The sequence below is a fragment of the Pseudomonas sp. o96-267 genome (genome assembly GCF_003935465.1).
GTDB lineage: Bacteria > Pseudomonadota > Gammaproteobacteria > Pseudomonadales > Pseudomonadaceae > Aquipseudomonas > Aquipseudomonas sediminis.
In genome coordinates this window covers 68,722-86,557 of record NZ_RHQP01000006.1, presented here as the reverse complement: position 1 = coordinate 86,557, position 17,836 = coordinate 68,722, and the positions used below count along the sequence as shown (strand labels likewise).

General features: G+C 60.9%; 16 protein-coding genes. 5 read left to right on the top strand and 11 right to left on the bottom strand.

The features are described 5' to 3' along the window. Window positions 1-134: 134 nt before the first annotated feature. Together EGJ86_RS05665 and EGJ86_RS05660 are read right to left on the bottom strand one after the other, a co-directional pair. Window positions 135-2,858 carry a LuxR C-terminal-related transcriptional regulator gene (locus EGJ86_RS05665; RefSeq protein WP_125834365.1) on the bottom strand — a complete coding sequence of 908 codons (2,724 nt, stop codon included), beginning with the start codon at window positions 2,856-2,858 and terminating at the stop codon, window positions 135-137. Further along, entirely contained in the window at window positions 2,855-5,569 is a 2,715-nt protein-coding gene (locus tag EGJ86_RS05660) for a LuxR C-terminal-related transcriptional regulator (protein WP_125834364.1), read from the bottom strand. The genes EGJ86_RS05665 and EGJ86_RS05660 overlap by 4 nt, the downstream gene beginning before the upstream one ends. A 164-nt stretch (window positions 5,570-5,733) precedes the next feature. Between EGJ86_RS05660 and pabB the strand changes: the two genes are divergently transcribed. Next, window positions 5,734-7,092: an aminodeoxychorismate synthase component I gene (gene pabB, locus EGJ86_RS05655; RefSeq protein WP_125834363.1), complete on the top strand. Its 1,359-nt coding sequence runs from the start codon at window positions 5,734-5,736 to the stop codon at window positions 7,090-7,092. A gap of 52 nt (window positions 7,093-7,144) precedes the next feature. Here pabB and thrH read toward each other — a convergent pair whose 3' ends face one another. Beyond that, window positions 7,145-7,762 (bottom strand): bifunctional phosphoserine phosphatase/homoserine phosphotransferase ThrH, encoded by a 618-nt coding sequence (gene thrH, locus EGJ86_RS05650; RefSeq protein WP_125834362.1) that lies wholly within the window; start codon window positions 7,760-7,762, stop codon window positions 7,145-7,147. Window positions 7,763-7,937: 175 nt separating this feature from the next. Here thrH and EGJ86_RS05645 point away from each other — a divergent pair, with 175 nt between their 5' ends. Then, window positions 7,938-8,558, top strand: coding sequence for a phosphoadenosine phosphosulfate reductase family protein (locus tag EGJ86_RS05645; RefSeq protein WP_099524311.1), 621 nt, complete (start codon window positions 7,938-7,940; stop codon window positions 8,556-8,558). A 63-nt stretch (window positions 8,559-8,621) separates the two neighbouring features. Here EGJ86_RS05645 and cysB read toward each other — a convergent pair whose 3' ends face one another. From cysB to EGJ86_RS05620, 5 genes are all read right to left on the bottom strand, one after another. Continuing rightward, window positions 8,622-9,596: an HTH-type transcriptional regulator CysB gene (cysB, locus tag EGJ86_RS05640; RefSeq protein WP_125834361.1), complete on the bottom strand. Its 975-nt coding sequence runs from the start codon at window positions 9,594-9,596 to the stop codon at window positions 8,622-8,624. A 106-nt stretch (window positions 9,597-9,702) separates the two neighbouring features. Continuing rightward, window positions 9,703-10,203: a universal stress protein gene (locus EGJ86_RS05635; protein ID WP_106732374.1), complete on the bottom strand. Its 501-nt coding sequence runs from the start codon at window positions 10,201-10,203 to the stop codon at window positions 9,703-9,705. 123 nt (window positions 10,204-10,326) lie between these two features. Continuing rightward, window positions 10,327-11,232, bottom strand: a complete 906-nt coding sequence (locus EGJ86_RS05630) for a 5'-nucleotidase (protein ID WP_106732375.1) — start codon at window positions 11,230-11,232, stop codon at window positions 10,327-10,329. A gap of 2 nt (window positions 11,233-11,234) precedes the next feature. After that, window positions 11,235-12,191, bottom strand: a complete 957-nt coding sequence (locus EGJ86_RS05625) for a putative 2-dehydropantoate 2-reductase (RefSeq protein WP_125834360.1) — start codon at window positions 12,189-12,191, stop codon at window positions 11,235-11,237. Continuing rightward, window positions 12,191-12,577: a thioredoxin gene (locus tag EGJ86_RS05620; protein ID WP_125834359.1), complete on the bottom strand. Its 387-nt coding sequence runs from the start codon at window positions 12,575-12,577 to the stop codon at window positions 12,191-12,193. The genes EGJ86_RS05625 and EGJ86_RS05620 overlap by 1 nt, the downstream gene beginning before the upstream one ends. On the opposite strand from EGJ86_RS05620, the gene EGJ86_RS05615 reads away from it, so the two are divergent. After that, window positions 12,576-12,989, top strand: a complete 414-nt coding sequence (locus EGJ86_RS05615) for a PilZ domain-containing protein (protein ID WP_125834358.1) — start codon at window positions 12,576-12,578, stop codon at window positions 12,987-12,989. The genes EGJ86_RS05620 and EGJ86_RS05615 overlap by 2 nt on opposite strands. Window positions 12,990-13,184: 195 nt before the next feature. After that, window positions 13,185-14,261 (top strand): 3-deoxy-7-phosphoheptulonate synthase, encoded by a 1,077-nt coding sequence (locus EGJ86_RS05610; protein WP_125834357.1) that lies wholly within the window; start codon window positions 13,185-13,187, stop codon window positions 14,259-14,261. Between the two features lie 119 nt (window positions 14,262-14,380). Here EGJ86_RS05610 and EGJ86_RS05605 read toward each other — a convergent pair whose 3' ends face one another. After that, a complete protein-coding gene (locus tag EGJ86_RS05605) occupies window positions 14,381-14,653 on the bottom strand; it encodes a GNAT family N-acetyltransferase (protein ID WP_099524325.1) in 273 nt (90 codons plus the stop codon). A 146-nt stretch (window positions 14,654-14,799) separates the two neighbouring features. Then, entirely contained in the window at window positions 14,800-16,173 is a 1,374-nt protein-coding gene (locus tag EGJ86_RS05600; protein WP_125834356.1) for a GntP family permease, read from the bottom strand. 271 nt (window positions 16,174-16,444) lie between these two features. On the opposite strand from EGJ86_RS05600, the gene oprI reads away from it, so the two are divergent. Beyond that, entirely contained in the window at window positions 16,445-16,696 is a 252-nt protein-coding gene (gene oprI, locus EGJ86_RS05595) for an outer membrane lipoprotei OprI (RefSeq protein ID WP_003239826.1), read from the top strand. Window positions 16,697-16,846: 150 nt separating this feature from the next. Here the strand turns inward: oprI and EGJ86_RS05590 are convergent, their stop codons facing one another. Beyond that, window positions 16,847-17,803: a L,D-transpeptidase family protein gene (locus EGJ86_RS05590; protein WP_125834355.1), complete on the bottom strand. Its 957-nt coding sequence runs from the start codon at window positions 17,801-17,803 to the stop codon at window positions 16,847-16,849. Window positions 17,804-17,836 lie beyond the last annotated feature (33 nt).

Below are 17,836 nucleotides of genomic sequence, written 5' to 3'. Positions count from 1 at the left end.
CGCGTCCTACTAGTTCCTGGCCCTCTCTGCCTGGCGGCGGCCCCCCGCCGGGCACCCGCCCCCCCAGCGCCCCCGCGACTCGCTCAATAGTCTGTCGCCAACACGAACACCTCGCCTCTACTTGCCCGCCTTCCTCACGCCTCGCTCAGCAGCCCCAAGCTCTTGCCCTTGAGTACGGCTTGCGTGCGACTGCGTACGCCCAAACGGGAAAACAGGTTATGCAGATGCCGTTTGATGGTGGCTTCAGACAAGTGCACCGCCTCGGCAATATCGCGATTCGACAGCCCCGCTGCCACGAGCCGCAATATCTCCCGCTCGCGATGACTCACCCCCTGATTTTCCTCGAGACTGTCAGGATCGATAGCCAACCTGCGGCACTGCTCGCGAAGCATTTCGGCAATGCCCTGCCAGGCTGCGGCTTGCTCGGGCTCGGCGCGGCTCCAGGCATTCCAGAGCGGCAGCAGCCACAAGGCGTCGTCCTGAAACAAGCGGCGATAACCACATTGCCAGGCCTCCTCGAGAGTCGCCTGCAACAGCACGAAGGCTTTTTCGCCATTACCTTTGCGCCAGTAAGCCACTGACAGCAGCAGGCTCAGGTGCAGGCGCCGATCCCGCTGGTGGTCCGCCCCCTGCTTGGCCAGACATTCCTCCAGGCTGGTTTGGGCTCTCTCTACCCAGTGTTCGCTCAGTGCCAAGCGTGCCTGGCTCAGCGCCAACGCCGTATGCGCATCGCCATAGCGCTCGATGGGCAGTACAGCGATATGGCGCTCCAGCTGCAGATAAACACGCTGCGCCTCATTGGGTCGGCGCAACCACAGCAGGAACTGCACCTTGCACGCCATCGCGATGGCGAATACCCGCTCGTAGCCGGGCCCCTGCAAACCGCTCAACCACTCATCAAGCTCCTCCAGCCCCTGTTCCCCTGCACCGGCGAAGAAACGCGCGCGCGCCATGACCAGCTTGCCGCGGCTGATCAGCTCCACCGGCGTGGCGACATCACGCCAGGTAGTGGCCAGCGGCAGTTCGGCGAGAATCGCAGCGTGGCGATCCTGTTCGTAAAGCAGGTCGGCATAAGCCAGCCCCAGCGGGCCGCCAACTCGACTGCGCCGCCCAAACACCTGCACGACCCTTGCCCGCGCAGCTTCGGCCAGGGAGCGACCACGCTCCAGTTCGCCGTATTCTTTGCAGATCAGCGCCTCGATCAAGCTGGCCATGACATGCAGGTATTCGCTGTCGCAATCACGCAGACTCTCACGCGCCACGGCGATGGCCTTGGCGGCCTCGCCGAATTCGCCGAGCAATGCGAACGCTGCAGCCTGCACGCAGGCCAGGCTGGCGCGAAATACCGGCTGGTTCTGCGGTACCAGCGCCAGCCAATGACCGGCGACCTTGAGGCAGGCGTCGAGTTTGTCCTGATAGAGCAACACCAATGCCTTGAGCACCTGAGCAGCAGCCAGCAGCTCGATCAGGCCGAAATGCATCCCCTTGCCACGCCCCTGCGTCAGGCGCGCGCTGACTTCCTCGATCAACGCCTCGGACTCGGCGAACTTCTGCTCGAAAGCCAATTGCCAGGCATAGAAGATCTGGAACACCGGCTGCTCGGTGATCACCAGCGACGGGACTTCCTTGAGAATGGCGAGGATGCCGTATACCCGGTTGCCAGCGATCAAGCGCGCGCCCTGGCGTTCCAGCAGCTCGGCGGCGAAGCCGTAATCACGCGCGCGCAACGCGTACTTGATCGATTTGTCAGCCAGGTCATGGCTTTCGCACCAGCGCGCGGCCGCGTGCAGCAGGTGAGCCGGGTCGCCACGCTTAGCCAGACGCCCCTGCAGGAACTCGGCGAACAGGTGGTGATAGCGGAACCACTGGCCCTGCTCGTCCAGCTCGATCACGAACAGTTGCTCGCCCTGCAGGCGGCGCAGCATGTCGCCACCGTCATGGCGCCCGGTCAGCGCATTGCACAACTCGGCGTTGAACTCATCGAGTACCGAGGTCTGGTCGAGAAACAGCTGCACGGCTTCCGGCAGGCTGGCTACCACGTCTTCGGCCAGATAATCGGCGATGTTGCGTTCGGTCCCTGACAGCCCGGCGAGAAAGGCCGCGCGGTTTTGCTGACGCGGCAAGGCCAGCGCCGCCAGGTGCAAGGCCGTGATCCAGCCTTCCGTACGCACATACAACTGGTTGATCTCGCTGTCTTCCAGGGCCAGACGCTTGATGCTGCGCAAGTAAGCAGCGGTCTCCGCGCGTGTCAGGCGCAGGTCCTCGGCCTTGAGCCAGAATGCCCAGGCACCGAGCAAAGACGGCTCGTCGAGAAAGCGCGGCTGATAACGGGTGCTGACTACCAGCCGGACGTGGCTGGGCAGGCGCTCGAGCAGATAGCGCGAGCTCTGACCAAGCGTGGGATGACGGATGCGGTGGAAGTCATCGAGCATCAGATAGAGGCTCTCCGACAGCCCGTTCAGATCGTCGAGAAATGCATCGATCGCCGTCTCCAGCGGCCAGTTGATCTCACCCTGCAGCAATGCAGTGGCACTGCTGCCGAAGCCCGGACAAACAGCGGCGACAGCGGCCACCAGATACTGCAGCAGCCTCGCCGGCTCGCTATCGCTGTCGTCGCACGACAGCCAGGCAACTCGCGCTCCCTGTGCCTGCAGGCGACTGCGCAGCTGGCTGAGAACAGTGCTTTTGCCAAAGCCGGCGGGTGCACTGAGGACGATCAGGCGCCGCTCACGCGCCTCCATCAATCGCTCGATCAAAACCGAGCGTTCCAGCAGTGGAGCGCCCTCGGTATGGGAGGGATACAACTTGGTGCGCAACAGCGGGATAGCGGGTTGGTAGGACGGATTCTGGCTGTTCATGATTCGAGTAGGCTCAGCTCACGTGCACGTCGTATGGCTTGGGTGCGATTACGCACCTTGAGCTTTTCGTAGATGTTGTGCAGGTGCCATTTGACGGTACCCAAGGCGAGCGCCAACTGCTGGCCGATCTCTTCGTTGGACATGCCCTTGGCGGCCAGACAGACCACCTCGCGCTCGCGCTCGGTCAACCCCTCCTCCAGCCCGTCCAGGGCGTGCCGCGACTCCTGGCCGGGCCAGGCACTCAACAGACTGCGGATGAAAGCCTGCAATGCCGGCTGGCGCTCAGTAGACTCCAGCTGTTGCAGCAACTGGCGCACAGCCTCGCCCTCCTCGATGAACAGACTGCGCGCCTCCTCCCGCTCCGCGCCAATCAGGCACTGCACCAGCAAGCTCTGCGCCCGCTCCCGGTAGCCCAGGTGCTGGTAGCTCAGCGCAGCGAGCAGATCCAGACGCAGTTGCTGCAGCCCATGCCGGTCATCCTGCAACTGGCTGCGCAACTGGCTGATCTCATGCAGCGCCTCGCTGTAATAGCCGCGCGCCTGCTGCAGGCGCACCCGGCTCAGACCGAGCACCCACGGCACCGGATTGAAATTGCGCTGCGCGTAATACCCTTCCAGCTTGCTCCAATCCACCGACTTCAAACGCTGCTCTGCGCGCTTGCTGCGCTCGGGCGCTGGCTCCTGCAGGATCAATGCAATCTCCTCACCCACGGCCTGCACATAAAAACGCCAGGAATGGTTGCGCGCCGCGAGGTTCTGCATCATCACCAGGGTCGCGGCCGCTTCTTTCGGAGCCCCCTGCTGGCGCTGAACCCGTGCCAGGCAAAGCATCGCTTGGGCGTACAGGTCGATCGGATTGATCACATCGACCGTGGCCAACGCCCAACGCAGCCGATCCTGCAGGCCATCCAGACGGCCCTGCTGATAGGCGATCAGCGACTCACTGATGGTTGGCAAAACCAGGGCACGGGACTTTTCGCCGAACCAGGGCATCATCCGCGCACGCAACTGCTCGAACAGCAGCTGCGCCTGCTTTACCCGCCCCTGTTCCAGACACAGGAGCACTTCCACATTGGCCAACTGCATGTCCAGATAACGGCCTTCGAGAAAGTGGTTGCGCTGTTGCGCCAGCGCCAGCAACTTGCGCGCCTGCTCGGCCTGGCCAAGCATCACGCTGGCCAGGGCGCCCACAGTGAGGATCGCCACCTCGAGAAACGCAGTGTGCTGCCCCAGCTGCGCCTCGATGCGCCGCGCCAGATCGACACAGGTACCCAGGTCATCTTTCTGCAAGGCGATCACCGCCTTGATCGTCAGGGTCGCCAGCACCTTGTCACTCAATGGTCCGCTCGCGCGCGACTCGGCCCAACGCTCCAGCAGCTCATCGAGCATGCGATTGGCCTCTTTCAGGCCCAGCTCGGCCGCACGGGTCCAGACATCGGCCAGCACCAGCACCGGAAAGCGCGCAGCGATTTCGTCCGGCACATGCTGTCGCCATTTGTAGATGAGGTTGAGCTGGCCGCGATTGATCAGCTCCAGGCCACACCCGTCGAGCAGTGCGGCGAGCATCTCGGCGTCTTCGGCCAAGCAGGCGTGCTCGATGGCCAGGTTCTGCATATGGTGATTGGTGAACCACAGGCTGGCATTGAAATGCAGCTGTTTGAAACGCTCCGGATCGCGGTCCTTGAGCCGGCTGCGGAGAAACTCGGCGAACAGATTATGGAAGCGATACCACTGGCGCTCGCGATCCATGGGCAGGAGAAACAGTTGCATGGCCTCCAGCTCTTCCAGCAGTTGCTGGCCATCCTGACGCGCGGTCAGGGCATTGACCAGCTCGCCGCTGAGCTGCTGCGCCACCCCGAGCGCCAACAACTGCTCCTGCCGCTCGACAGGTAACTGCTCGAACACCGAGCGCAACAAGTAGTCGCCTAGTACATTCTTGTCTGCGCCCAACGCGGCAAGGCGCTCAGTCGGTTGCGGGTGGTTACGCAACCACAGGCTGACCAGATGCACGCCCACCACCCAGCCCTCGGTATGACGGTACAGCGCATCGAACGCCTCAGGATCGAGATGCAGGCCGCTGCGCTGCAGATAAGCACGCATCTCCTCAGCACTGAGCCTCAGCTCGTCGCTACCCAGCTCCAGCAACAACCCCTTGGCGCGTAACGTGGCGAGCCCAAGAGCGGGTTGCGAACGGCTGCCGATGGCCAGAGTGAAATTCGGTGGCGCCAACTTGACCAAGCGGTTGAGTGCGCGGAGAAGCTCGCCATCCTGAATCAGGTGCAGGTCATCGAGTACCAACAGCAGCGGTTCCGATCGCTGCGACAGGTCTACCAGCAGGCTTTCCATCACCGCCTCGACAGGCACGCGCATGGTGTTGCGCAGATAACCCAGGGCGTAATCACCCAGCCCGGGCAGTGCACGCCCCAAGGCGCCGATCAGTTGCTGGAAGAAACGTACCGGCTCGTCATCAGCAGAGCTCAAGGATAGCCACGCAACAGCGCTGCCGGCCTGACGACGCTGCTCGAGCAGCATCGCCAACGCCGTAGTCTTGCCAAAGCCAGCAGGCGCGCAAAACAGTACCAGGCGGGCGTGGGAATGGGCCGAAAGCGCGGCATCCACCTGCGGTCTTGCCAGATAGTCCGCAGATGCCTGAGGCGGTGACAGCTTTGAACGCAGCAGGCTTCCAGCAGCTGGAGCGATCACTACATCCATGGCCTGGACCCTTTCATTCATTATTATTTTGGTACGACAGTTCAACATCCTGGCACGACTCCATACTAATCAGCCGAGCCTACCGGAGCAAACCTGGCCGAAGCTCTAGGATGAATATTAGCGGCGGACTACAATCGCTCTTTCATCCCTTTCGACTGCCACGCATGCCCAGCTGCTCTCTGCACCCTCTTCCCTACCGCACCGATCCCTGCGACTACTTCCAGCGCATTCGCCAGGCCCCCGGTGCCGTACTGCTGGATGCCGGGCGACCGAGTGCCAAGCGTGGACGCTATGACCTTATGAGCGCCTGGCCATTGGCAGAACTGGCGCCCATGTCCGACGAATCGGCCAACGATTTTCTGCAACGCCTGCGAGGCGCATTACAGAGCCTCGGGGCCGCCGAAGCACCCGCGCAACAGGAGCTGCCATTCGTCGGTGGTTTGATCGGTTACCTGTCTTATGACTTCGGCCGCCGCCTGGAAGTGCTACCCGAGCACAGCATCGATGATCTCGACCTTGAAGATGCGCGCTTCGGCCTCTACGCCTGGGCGCTGATCAGCGATCATCAGCTGGAGACCAGCGCCCTGCTGTTTCACCCGGCACTGCCAGAGGCAGAGCGCCAGCGCCTGCAAACGCTGTTCGAAGCGGCGCATAGCGAAGCGCTTGCGCCTTTCCACCTGACCCAGCCGTTCCAAGCCGATATCGACCAGCACCGTTATCGCCAGGCGATCGATCGCATCCAGAGCTACATCCTCGCTGGCGATTGCTATCAGGTGAACTTCGCCCAGCGCTTTCAGGCGCCCTGCGAAGGCGATCCCTGGGGCGCTTACCTGGCACTGCGCCAGGCCTGCCCAACACCTTTCTCGGGATTCCAGAGTCTGGGCAATGGCAATGCCATTCTCAGCCTGTCGCCCGAGCGCTTTCTCAAGGTCAGCGACGGTCAGGTGGAAACCCGCCCGATCAAAGGCACGCGGCGCCGCGGCCATGACGCTGAGGACGATCAGGCGCAGGCACAGGAGCTGCTGGAAAGCCGCAAGGATCGCGCCGAGAACCTGATGATCGTCGACCTGTTGCGCAACGATCTCGGCCGCAGTTGCCGCATCGGCTCGGTGAAAGTGCCGGAGCTGTTCGCCCTAGAGAGCTATCCCAACGTGCATCACCTGGTCAGTTGCGTCACCGCCGAGCTTGCGCCTGACAAGGATGCGCTGGACCTGATCGCCTGCAGTTTCCCCGGCGGCTCCATCACCGGGGCGCCGAAGATCCGCGCCATGCAGATCATCGATGAGCTCGAGCCGACCCGGCGCGGGCTCTACTGCGGCTCGCTCCTGTATCTCGACGTGCGCGGCGAGATGGACAGTTCCATTGCCATTCGCAGCCTGCTGGTCAAGGACGGCAAGATCAGTTGCTGGGGCGGTGGTGGCATCGTCGCCGACTCCAACTGGCAGGCCGAGTATCAGGAGTCCATCACCAAGGTGAAGGTGCTGCTGGAAACACTGGAGCGCCTGCCAGCCACAACCGAATAAGTACCCCAAATCAAAAACGCCGCGATTTCGCGGCGTTTTTCATGCATCGGCGTTACAGACTCAGCTTGCGATTCGACGCCTTGAGGAACTCTTGCTTGAGCGCTTCGAAGGTGTGCACGGCAGGGAATTGCGGGAACTCGCGAATCACGTTCTCCGGCGCATGAAACAGGATGCCGGCATGGGCTTCGCTGAGCATGGTGGTGTCGTTGTACGAGTCACCGGCCGCGATCACGCGATAGTAGAGGGTCTTGAAGGCGAGAACGGATTGGCGCTTGGGATCCTTCTGGCGCAGTTGGTAGCTGACCACACGATCGCTCTCGTCGGTGATCAGGCGGTGGCACAACAGCGTCGGGAAACCCAGCTGACGCATCAGCGGCTGGGAGAACTCATAGAAGGTGTCCGAGAGAATCACCACCTGGAAACGCTCACGCAGCCAGTCGACGAACTCCACGGCGCCATCGAGCGGCTTCAGGGTAGCGATGACGTCCTGGATGTCTTTGAGCTTCAGGCCGTGCTCATCGAGAATGCGCAGGCGCTGCTGCATCAGCACGTCATAATCGGGGATGTCGCGGGTGGTCGCCTTGAGCGACTCGATGCCGGTTTTTTCCGCAAAGGCGATCCAGATTTCCGGAACCAGAACACCTTCCAGGTCGAGACACGCGATTTCCACAGGCCACTCCTCGGTTGAGCCAAAAAGGAGCCGGCACTCTAGCCGCTGGGCTTGGTTGGCGCAATGCGACCTGCTTATAACTGGAATGAAGGACATCAAGCGTCTTAGTTATTTAGCCGCATAACCTGCCTTTGCTACCATCGCGCCCTCACGCACACGATCTGGAGTCCTCACCATGGAACTCGACCTGGACGCGCTCAACGCCGAATTCGGCAACCAGCCAGAAAAGCTGGTTCAATGGGCCATCGGACTGGGCAAACCCGCCATCTGCACCACCAACTTCCGCCCCTTCGAAGCGGTGATCCTGCATATGGTCAGCCAGGTCAAACCGGATATCCCGGTAGTCTGGATGGACAGTGGCTACAACACCGAGGCCACTTACCGCTTCGCCGATGAAGTGGCCCGCAAGCTCAACCTCAACCTCATCACCTACCTGCCCAAGCGTTCGCGTGCGCATCGCGAAGCCATCGACGGCCCGGTACCTGCCCTGGATGATCCGCGTCACGCGGCGTTCACCGAAGAGGTGAAGCTCGAGCCGTTCGCACGCGCCCTGCGCGAGACCGCCCCGAGCGTCTGGTTCACTGCCCTGCGTGCGACCGACACCGCAGTGCGCGCGCAGATGGAGCCGATCAGCATCAACCCGGACGGTCTGATCAAGGTCGCCCCGCTGCTGCACTGGTCGTCCAAGGATCTGTATCAGTACCTGGTCGCCCATGATCTGCCGAACGAATTCGATTACTTCGACCCGACCAAGGGCGAAGACAATCGGGAGTGCGGCCTGCACCTGAGCCACTGATCACGCTCATGCAGCAACGAAAATGGCGCCCATTGGGCGCCATTTTTCGTTTCAGAGCAGGCTTCAATGCATCGGCAGTTCGACGCCGCTGAACAACTCTTCCAGCTCGGACTTGTTGTGGCACTGCACGGCTTTGGCCAGCATGTCGCGGGTCAGGTGCGGAGCGAAACGCTCGATGAAATCGCACATGAAACCACGCAGAAAGGTACCGCGACGGAAACCGACCTTGGTCACGCTGGGCTCGAACAGGTCATCGGCGTCGAGCACCACCAGGTCCGGATCGAGCTTGGCGTCGACAGCCATCTTGGCCACGATGCCCACACCCAGGTTCAGGCGCACATAGGTCTTGATCACGTCGGCATCGGCTGCGGTGAACACCACCTTGGGCGTCAGACCGCGATGGCTGAAGGCCTCGTCCAGTTTCGAACGACCGGTGAAGCCGAATACGTAAGTGACGATGGGATGCTCGGCCAGCGCTTCGAGGGTCAACTTCGGCAGCTTGGTCAGCGGATGCCCCTGCGGCACCACCACGCAGCGGTTCCAGCGGTAGCAAGGCATCATGATCAGGTCGTTGAACATCTCCAGGCCTTCGGTGGCGATGGCGAAATCCACGCTGCCGTCGGCCGCCATCTCGGCGATCTGCGTCGGCGTGCCCTGGTGCATGTGCAGAGCGACATCCGGGTACTGCTTGATGAACGCGCTGATCACCGGCGGCAGGGCATAACGCGCCTGGGTGTGGGTGGTGGCGATGGACAGGGTGCCCTTCTTCTCGTTGGAGAACTCCTGGGCAATCTGCTTGATGCTCTCGACCTTGCGCAGAATCTCGCCGGCCGTTGTGATGATGCGCTCCCCGGCTGGGGTCACACGGGTCAGGTGCTTGCCGCTGCGGGCGAAAACTTCCACGCCCAGCTCATCCTCGAGCAAGCGAATCTGCTTGCTGATCCCTGGTTGCGAGGTGTACAGGCTCTGAGCGGTAGCCGATACGTTGAGGTCGTGGTGCGCAACTTCCCAGATGTAGCGCAATTGCTGAAGCTTCATATGTTTCCCTCAGAGCAGTAAGGCAGGCCAACAGCCGCCAATGCCGTATATAACCATATTATTGGTTTAATAGAACAGCCTAGAACGTTTTATTATTTACCCCCTTTTACAAATCCCCATGCCCCCGGTGTTGCAGCATGGGCACCAGATACACCGGTGCTTCCGACAATTGCACGATCCGTGCGGCGGTGCGACCCAGCGGCACGGCCAAGTCCGCGCCATGGCTATGACTGCCTACGACCAGCAGATCTACCCCAAGTTTCTGCGCCTCCTCAAGAATCATCGCCGGCGGGTCCCCTTGCAGCACCCGCACAGCACGAATCAGTTCGAGATCCTGCTGAGCATCACCCAACTCGTCGCGAAATCCCTCCAGCACACGTTGCTCGATGCTGGCCATGACCGTGCTCAACCCGTTGCGACGAAGCTCCCCGAGGGTTTCTTCATCCAGGTAGGTCTGCAGCACGGACTCAGCGAACAACCCCATGGGTTCAACCGCATGCACCACATACAGATCAGCCTTGAAACTACGGCTCATGGCAAGGGCGTGCTGCAGCACATAGGAAGCATAAAGCCCCAGATCGGTGGCATAGAGTATCGAACGGATCACACGGCCTCCTCGACTGCTGGCGCAGGCCCTACATTGAGCTTAGCAGCGCATCAGACAAAGCAAGATTGGCAGCGTTATTTAGGACGAATGGCTATATGCAGGCGCTTGAGCGCCAGCATCGGCTCAGGGCAGCAACTCGTTGCTCACCCCATGCGGGACATGACCAGTGGCGACCACTTGGCGCGCCTTCTCGCAGTGTCCGGTCTGGTCATCGAAGAACACGTCGGCGGCGAAGGCTTCGAGCACCGCCGACTTGTCCAGCCCACCGAGGAAGAAGGATTCGTCCAGACGAATATTCCATTCCCGCAGGGTGCGAATCACCCGCTCATGCGCCGGCGCCGAACGTGCGGTCACCAACGCGGTACGGATCGGGCAGTCTGCCTCGGGAAACTCCTGCTGCAGGCTGTGCAGAGCCGCCAGGAAGGGTTTGAAAGGCCCGCCCAGCAGCGCCTGCCTTGCGGCTTCGCGCTCATGATCCTGGAAGGCGTTGAGACCGCCACTCTGGTAGACGCGCTCGGAATCGTCGGAGAACAGTACGGCATCGCCATCGAAGGCGATGCGCAGTTCGTTGCTGTTCGCCCGCCGCGCGCCACCGGAAAGCAGCGTGGCTGCGCCGAAACCGGCCTTCAGTGCATTGCGCACATCGTCGGCATGAGTAGACAGAAACAGATGACAGCCAAAGGCTGCCAGATAAGGGTCAGGGCTACGACCACCTACGAATGCGGCGCGGGATATGCCGAGCCCGTAGTGCTGGATCGAGTTAAACGCGCGCAACCCGGTATCGGCACTGTTGCGCGACACAAGAATGACTTCCACACGCTGCTCGCTGAGACGCGTGTTGAGCCCCAGCAGCTTCTCCACCAGGGGAAAGGCGTCGCCCGGCATCAGCACTTCGTCTTCATGCTCGATCTGATAGCGGCGATAGGCTTCCACACCCTCGCTTTCGTAGATCTGGTGGCTTTCGCTCAGATCGAAAAGCGCCCGCGAAGAGATCGCCAGCACCAGTTTGTCCCCCAGCCCCTTACCCATACTTAGGCCTCCTGGCGAGCCTGAATGAACCGCAGCGCCTGATACAGAGCGCGCACCTTGGGCATATCGAAACCCACTGCGTCCGCAGCCGCCAGCGGCGCCTCGTAGATGGCATGCAGTTCCGCCACGCGGCCCTGAGCGAAATCGTGGTACATGCTCGGCAGGTAATCAGGCATGCGTTGAGTGGCAGCCAGTAGTTTGTCTGCGTAACTATCCGGCATGCTGTAGCCCAGCGCCTGAGCCGCCTGTACCACCTCCTGCATCATGTCAGCGATCAACGCGCGACTGTCGGGATTGCCCATCAGGCGCTGCGTGTCGGCATCGAGCAACACCGACAGGCCGTTATAAGGGATATTCCACACTAGCTTCTGCCAGCGCGTTTGCGCCAGATCGCGCATCGCCGCCGAATCCAGGCCGGTGCTGCGCAGCAGGCTGGCGCCCTCCTCGGCCAGCGCCAGGCGCACCTCGTCGTCGACCAGAGGGCCCGAGTGATAGGCCAGGTTGATCGCCCCCAGCGCCTGATGTTCGATCACGCCCGGGGCACTACGATGAACGCAGATGTAGCAGAGCCCGCCTAGCAGGTGCAGGTCGTCGGGCAACAGTGGGCGCAGCTCATCTTCCACTGCCAGGCCATTTTGCAGCAGTACCACCTTGGCGCCTGGCCCTGCTGCCTTGGCAATCAGCGGTGCCAGTTCGGCATTGGCAGTGGTCTTGGTGCCCACCAGCAACCAGTCGCAGGGCGGCATCTCGTCGACATGCTGGTAGGCCTGTACCGGGGCCAGGTTCAATGCACCATGTACCGCACTGTTCAACTGCAGGCCTCGCTCGACCACCGCGCCATACTCGCTGCGCAGGAGAAAGTGCACGTCATGTCCAGCGCGAGCCAGCATCGTTCCGTAGAAACCGCCAATGGCACCGGTGCCGATAATGCCAATACGCGGCGTGGGGGATTGAGACATCAGGGAAGCTCCTCAGCCGGGCGAAGCAAGGCCTCGCCCAAGGCGGTAACCAGATCGGAGTGAGTAAGACGTGCGTGCAATGCGCCAAAGAAATGACCGTCCTTGACCAGAAACAGCGCCGGTAAGTGGAATACCTCGTAGCGCGTCACCAATCCGGCGTTGTGCCCTGCATCGACCCAGCACAGGCGCTCTATTGGCAGTGGCATACCAGGCAAGGTCTGACGTGCCCAGCGGCAGCTGGCACAGCCCGTGCTAGTGAACACCAGCAGCGACGCACCGGGAAGGTCGAGCAGGCGGCGATCAGCATCCAGATCGGTCAATTCCAATTGCGTCGCTATACTGAATTCACTGATATCAGTTTGCCTGTACTCAAGGTCGGTGTTCATGCGTAAGTTTCTGCGTCATCCAAGTGACATGCCGGTAGAACTGGTACTGCGCAAACAAGCCCGCATTCCCCGGCAACGGCTGAACAATATCAGCCTCGGCGGCGTCGCGTGCAACTCGTCGCGGGGCTTTCGCCGCGGTACCTCGGTGGAGCTACGTATTCCCATACTAGGTGAGCAGGCACGCTATCCCGGCGTCGTGGCCTGGTGTCGGCGGCAGGAGGGCAACTATTTGGTGGGCATCGCCTTCATCGATGAAGACACCTTGTTTCGTGCGCGTATGGTCGAGCAGGTCTGCCAGATCCAGCATTACCGACAACAACTCGAACATGAGTCGGGCCAGCCCATGGCCATCGAGCAATGCGCTCAGGACTGGATCGCCAAGCATGCTGCGGAGTTTCCCTATCTCGCCTGAATAAACCCTCTGCAAGGGCAAAACGCCACCTCATACTGCCAATCTATGAGGCTCATTGAACTTCACGCCCATTGTCGCGCAGCCCCGTACGCGCTAAGGTTCGGCTCCCCCTGCACCAACTAGCTGTGCACCGCCATAGGGGATCGCTGGCGGCCGGCACCCGTGACCTGACGACCTGACCCGATGAATAGCACGATGGCTGATTTACCGATCGACGACCTCAACGTCGCTTCCAACGAAACGCTGATCACCCCCGATCGGCTCAAACGCGAAATCCCCCTGACCGATGCCGCACTGAAGACCGTTGCCCATGGTCGCCAGGTGGTACGTGACATCCTCGACGGCAAGGATCATCGCCTGTTCGTGGTCGTCGGCCCTTGCTCCATCCACGACATCAAGGCCGCTCACGAATATGCCGAGCGCCTCAAGGTGCTGGCTGCCGAGCTGTCCGATAGCCTGTTCCTGGTCATGCGCGTGTACTTCGAGAAGCCGCGCACCACGGTCGGCTGGAAAGGCCTGATCAACGACCCCTACCTGGATGACTCGTTCAAGATCCAGGACGGTCTGCACATCGGCCGCAAGCTGCTGCGCGACCTGGCAGAAATGGGCCTGCCCACCGCCACCGAGGCGCTCGATCCGATCTCCCCGCAGTACCTGCAGGACTTGATCAGCTGGTCGGCCATCGGTGCACGCACCACCGAATCCCAGACCCACCGCGAAATGGCCTCGGGCCTGTCCTCTGCCGTTGGCTTCAAGAACGGCACCGATGGTGGCCTGACCGTGGCCATCAACGCCCTGCAATCGGTTTCCAGCCCGCACCGTTTCCTCGGCATCAACCAGGAAGGTGGCGTGTCCATCGTCACCACCAAGGGCAATGCCTATGGCCATGTGGTACTGCGCGGCGGCAACGGTAAGCCCAACTACGATTCGGTCAGCGTTGCCATTTGTGAGCAGGAACTGACAAAAGCCGGCATTCGCCCGAACGTCATGGTCGATTGCAGCCACGCCAACTCCAACAAGGACCCGGCCCTGCAGCCACTGGTTCTGGAGAACGTGGCCAACCAGATTCTCGAAGGCAACAACTCCATTGTTGGCCTGATGGTCGAGAGTCATCTGGGCTGGGGCAGCCAGTCGATTCCGAAGGATCTGTGCGACCTCAAGTACGGCGTATCCATCACCGATGCCTGTATCGACTGGGATACCACCGAGAAAAGCCTGCGCAGCATGCATGCCAAGCTCAAGGATGTACTGCCCAAGCGCCCTCGCGGCTAAGGAGCGCAGCAGCAATGAAAACGCCGGGCAATGCCCGGCGTTTTCGTATCCGCATTCACGTAGGGTGGGCTTCAGCCCACCATGACGCTTAGCGCGGGCTGTAAGTCTACAAATCGATCCTACTGGTGACGCGCACGTCGCTCCATATAGCGCTCGACATAGGAGCACGACGGAATCACCGTGTAGCCCTTGCCTTCGGCGTACTGCAGGGCATGCTCGGTCAACGCAGCGGCGATGCCGCGGCCACGCAGGCCGTTGGGGACGAAGGTGCGATAGATGTCCAGCGTCTGCTTGCCCAGATCCATATAGGCCAGATAGGCACGATCACCATCGACGGTCGTCACGAACTGGTGACTCGTCTGGTCATGGTGGATGGACAAACCCTCGCTCATCTTCACTCCTCTAGCCGCCAACCATTAGCGGCGCATCTATTTTTACTTCATACCGGTGCTGCGACAAAAGCGCAAATTCTGATGCCACTGCCGACCTATGCAATTGGCCAAGCTTATCAGTCGGCGAACCGCCCAGCCACGAGCAATCAGAAGCTCAACACTGCGATACAGAGCAAAGCCGCAATCACGGGGATCAGTACCGTGATGACGAAGATGTCCTTGTACGCCTGCTTGTGAGTCAGGCCCATGATCATCAGCATCGCAATCACTGCACCACAATGCGGTAGCGAATCGAGACCACCAGCGGTGATATTGGCGATCCGGTGCAACACCTCAGGGTCCACCCCCATCTTCAGGTAACGCGGCGCCAGGGTCTGCATGAAGATCTGCAGGCCACCAGACGAAGAACCGACGATCCCCGATACCACGCTGACCGATGCGAACACCGACAACAGCGGCGGCAGATCCCCCCCCAGTATCCACTGGGCGAACTGAGCGAAACCTGCGGTCTGAGTAACCACACCGCCAAAGCCGATCACCGCAGCGGTATTGAGCAGCGGCATGATCGCATCGTCCGCGCCCTGCCCCAGCAGGCCGAGGGTATTACGACGCAACGCCGAAAACATCAGCACAGCGACACCGGTAGCGATCACCAAGGCCAGACTGGGCCAGAGAATCGGCTGCGACTGACTGAAGGCCAACAATCCACCTAGCGCACCCTCACCCGGTACAACCGCACCAGACAGAGCGAGCAGGCGCGGCAGCAGTATGATTCCCAGCACCACGATGATCGGCACCAGCGCCATCCCCCAATGCGGCCCGCTACCCGGCGCACCGGCCAACTGCTGCATACGTTCGTCCTGCGCGTTAGGCTCGAACCCTTCACCGCGCTCGCGCGCCAGACGCCATTCGCGCTGCAGATAGGCCATACCCAACACGATCATTACCAGCGAGGCGAGCAGACCAATCCAGGCACCTGCGAACAAATCGGTACCCAGCGCACTGGCGGCGATGACGTTGTGAATCGACGGTGAGCCAGGCAAGGCCGTCATGGTGAAGGTTCCCGCACCCAGCGCCGTGGCTGCGCAGAACAATCGCTTGGGCAGATTGGCCTCGCGCATCAAGGTAATACCCAGCGGATACATGGTGAAGATCACCACGAACACCACCACCCCGCCATAAGTGAGAACCGCACACACCAGCATCGCCACCCAGAGCGTGCGCTGCGTACCCAGGCCGCGAGTGATGGCCTGAGCAATACTGCTGGCCGCCTGACTGGCAGCCATGACCTTGCCGAAGATCGCCCCGCAGAGAAACAGCACGAAGAACTTGCCGGCAAAGGTGAATGCACCTAGGGGGCCGAATGGAAAGTGCTCGAGCAGCGCGCCTGGTACGGCGACGCCATTGGTCAGCGCCACCAAAATCGAACAGAGCAATGCGGCGATGAATATGTTCACCCCGCGTAACGCCATGAAGATAAGTAGCGCCAAGCCCAGCAAGAGCCCCAAATTCCCAAGCATCTGCATCCCCTCTTTATTGTTTTAGTTTCAACGTCGGGACAGTTATAACAGCTCGTACAATCGCTACACTGTATGGATTACGTAACTGGCTGTTTTTTAGCCAGCCCGCGCAGGCTCTACCCTTCAGCGTACTGCTCGAAGAAAAAAAACCTGCAACTCTTGCCCTGGCTCCGTTTACTTACTAAAAGTAATAGGTAGTATGTACGCCGGCTAATTTCCCGCAGTTGGGGAATTGCTCTTTATGGAAAAACTCCACCTCAAGGGGAACACGATGAACAACGTTCTGAAATTCTCTGCTCTGGCTCTGGCCGCAGTTCTGGCTACCGGTTGCAGCAGCATGTCCAAAGAAACCGAAGCTCGCCTGACTGCTACCGAAGACGCAGCAGCTCGCGCTCAAGCCCGTGCTGACGAAGCCTACCGCAAGGCCGATGAAGCTCTGGCCGCCGCTCAGAAAGCTCAGCAAACTGCTGACGAAGCCAACGAGCGCGCTCTGCGCATGCTGGAAAAAGCCAGCCGCAAGTAATTGCGACTCGTTTTTTCGAAAGCCGCCCCAGGCAACTGGTGCGGCTTTTTTATTACCCACTAATGGCCTGCCACCCTCAGAACAGCTTGATTACCAGGCAATAAAAAACCCGCGTACACGCATGCAGGCGGGCTTTTGCAACTGGGTTGATCAGAACGGGTTGTCGCTGCTCGCCACCACGCTCTCGGTCTGTGCCGCGATGGGCACCGGCATGCCGTCCTCGGCAGCAACCACTTCACGAACCATCTCCCAGTCAAGACGCAGGCCGCTGAGTTCGTCACGCTTGAGTAGTGCATTGATCACCGCCGTGTGCTTGTCGACGACGGATGGATCACCCTCATCATCCAGCGGCGCATGCGCTTCCAGATAGACCTTGCCACCGCTGACGCCGAACTTGTACGGCTCGTTCAGAATGCGCACGGGAGTGCCGACAGGCACCATGCCCGCCAACTCCAGCACGTTGTGATTGAGCATCCGGAAGCAGCCATGGCTGACGCGCATGCCGATACCGAACTTCTTGTTCGAACCATGGATCAGGTAACCCGGGAACGACAGTGTCATCTTGTATGGGCCCAGTGGATTGTCCGGGCCTGGCGGCACAACAGTGGGCAGAATATCGCCGTCAGCAGCGTGCTCATCACGGATCGACTGGGGCGGATACCAGGCGGGGTTCGGCGTCTTTACCGTTACCCGGCCGACACCCAGTGGTGACCCCCAGCCTTCACGACCGATGCCCAGTGGGAAGGTATGCACGACGTTCTGCCCTTTCGGGAAGTAGTAGAGACGGTACTCGGCCAGGTTGATCACGATTCCTTCACGCGGGCCCGGCGGCAGCACGTAACGCGTCGGCAGGATGATCTCGCTGCCCTCGCCCGGCAGCCAGGGGTCGACGCCAGGGTTGGCCGCGACCATTTCCAGATAGCCGAGGTCGTTTGCCGTTCCCAGATCGGCAAAGGTGTCCTCGTACTTGGCCTTGATCACCTGTACCTGGCCCACCACATCCTCGCCTGGCGGCGGCAGTGGAAGTTCGAGAGCCTGCACTGCGGCACTGGAGCACAGTGCGACCAGAGTCAGGCAGCGGTTGACCGCAGAAAAGCGCGACAACATCCGGGATGTCCCTTGAAGAGTTGAATGATATTA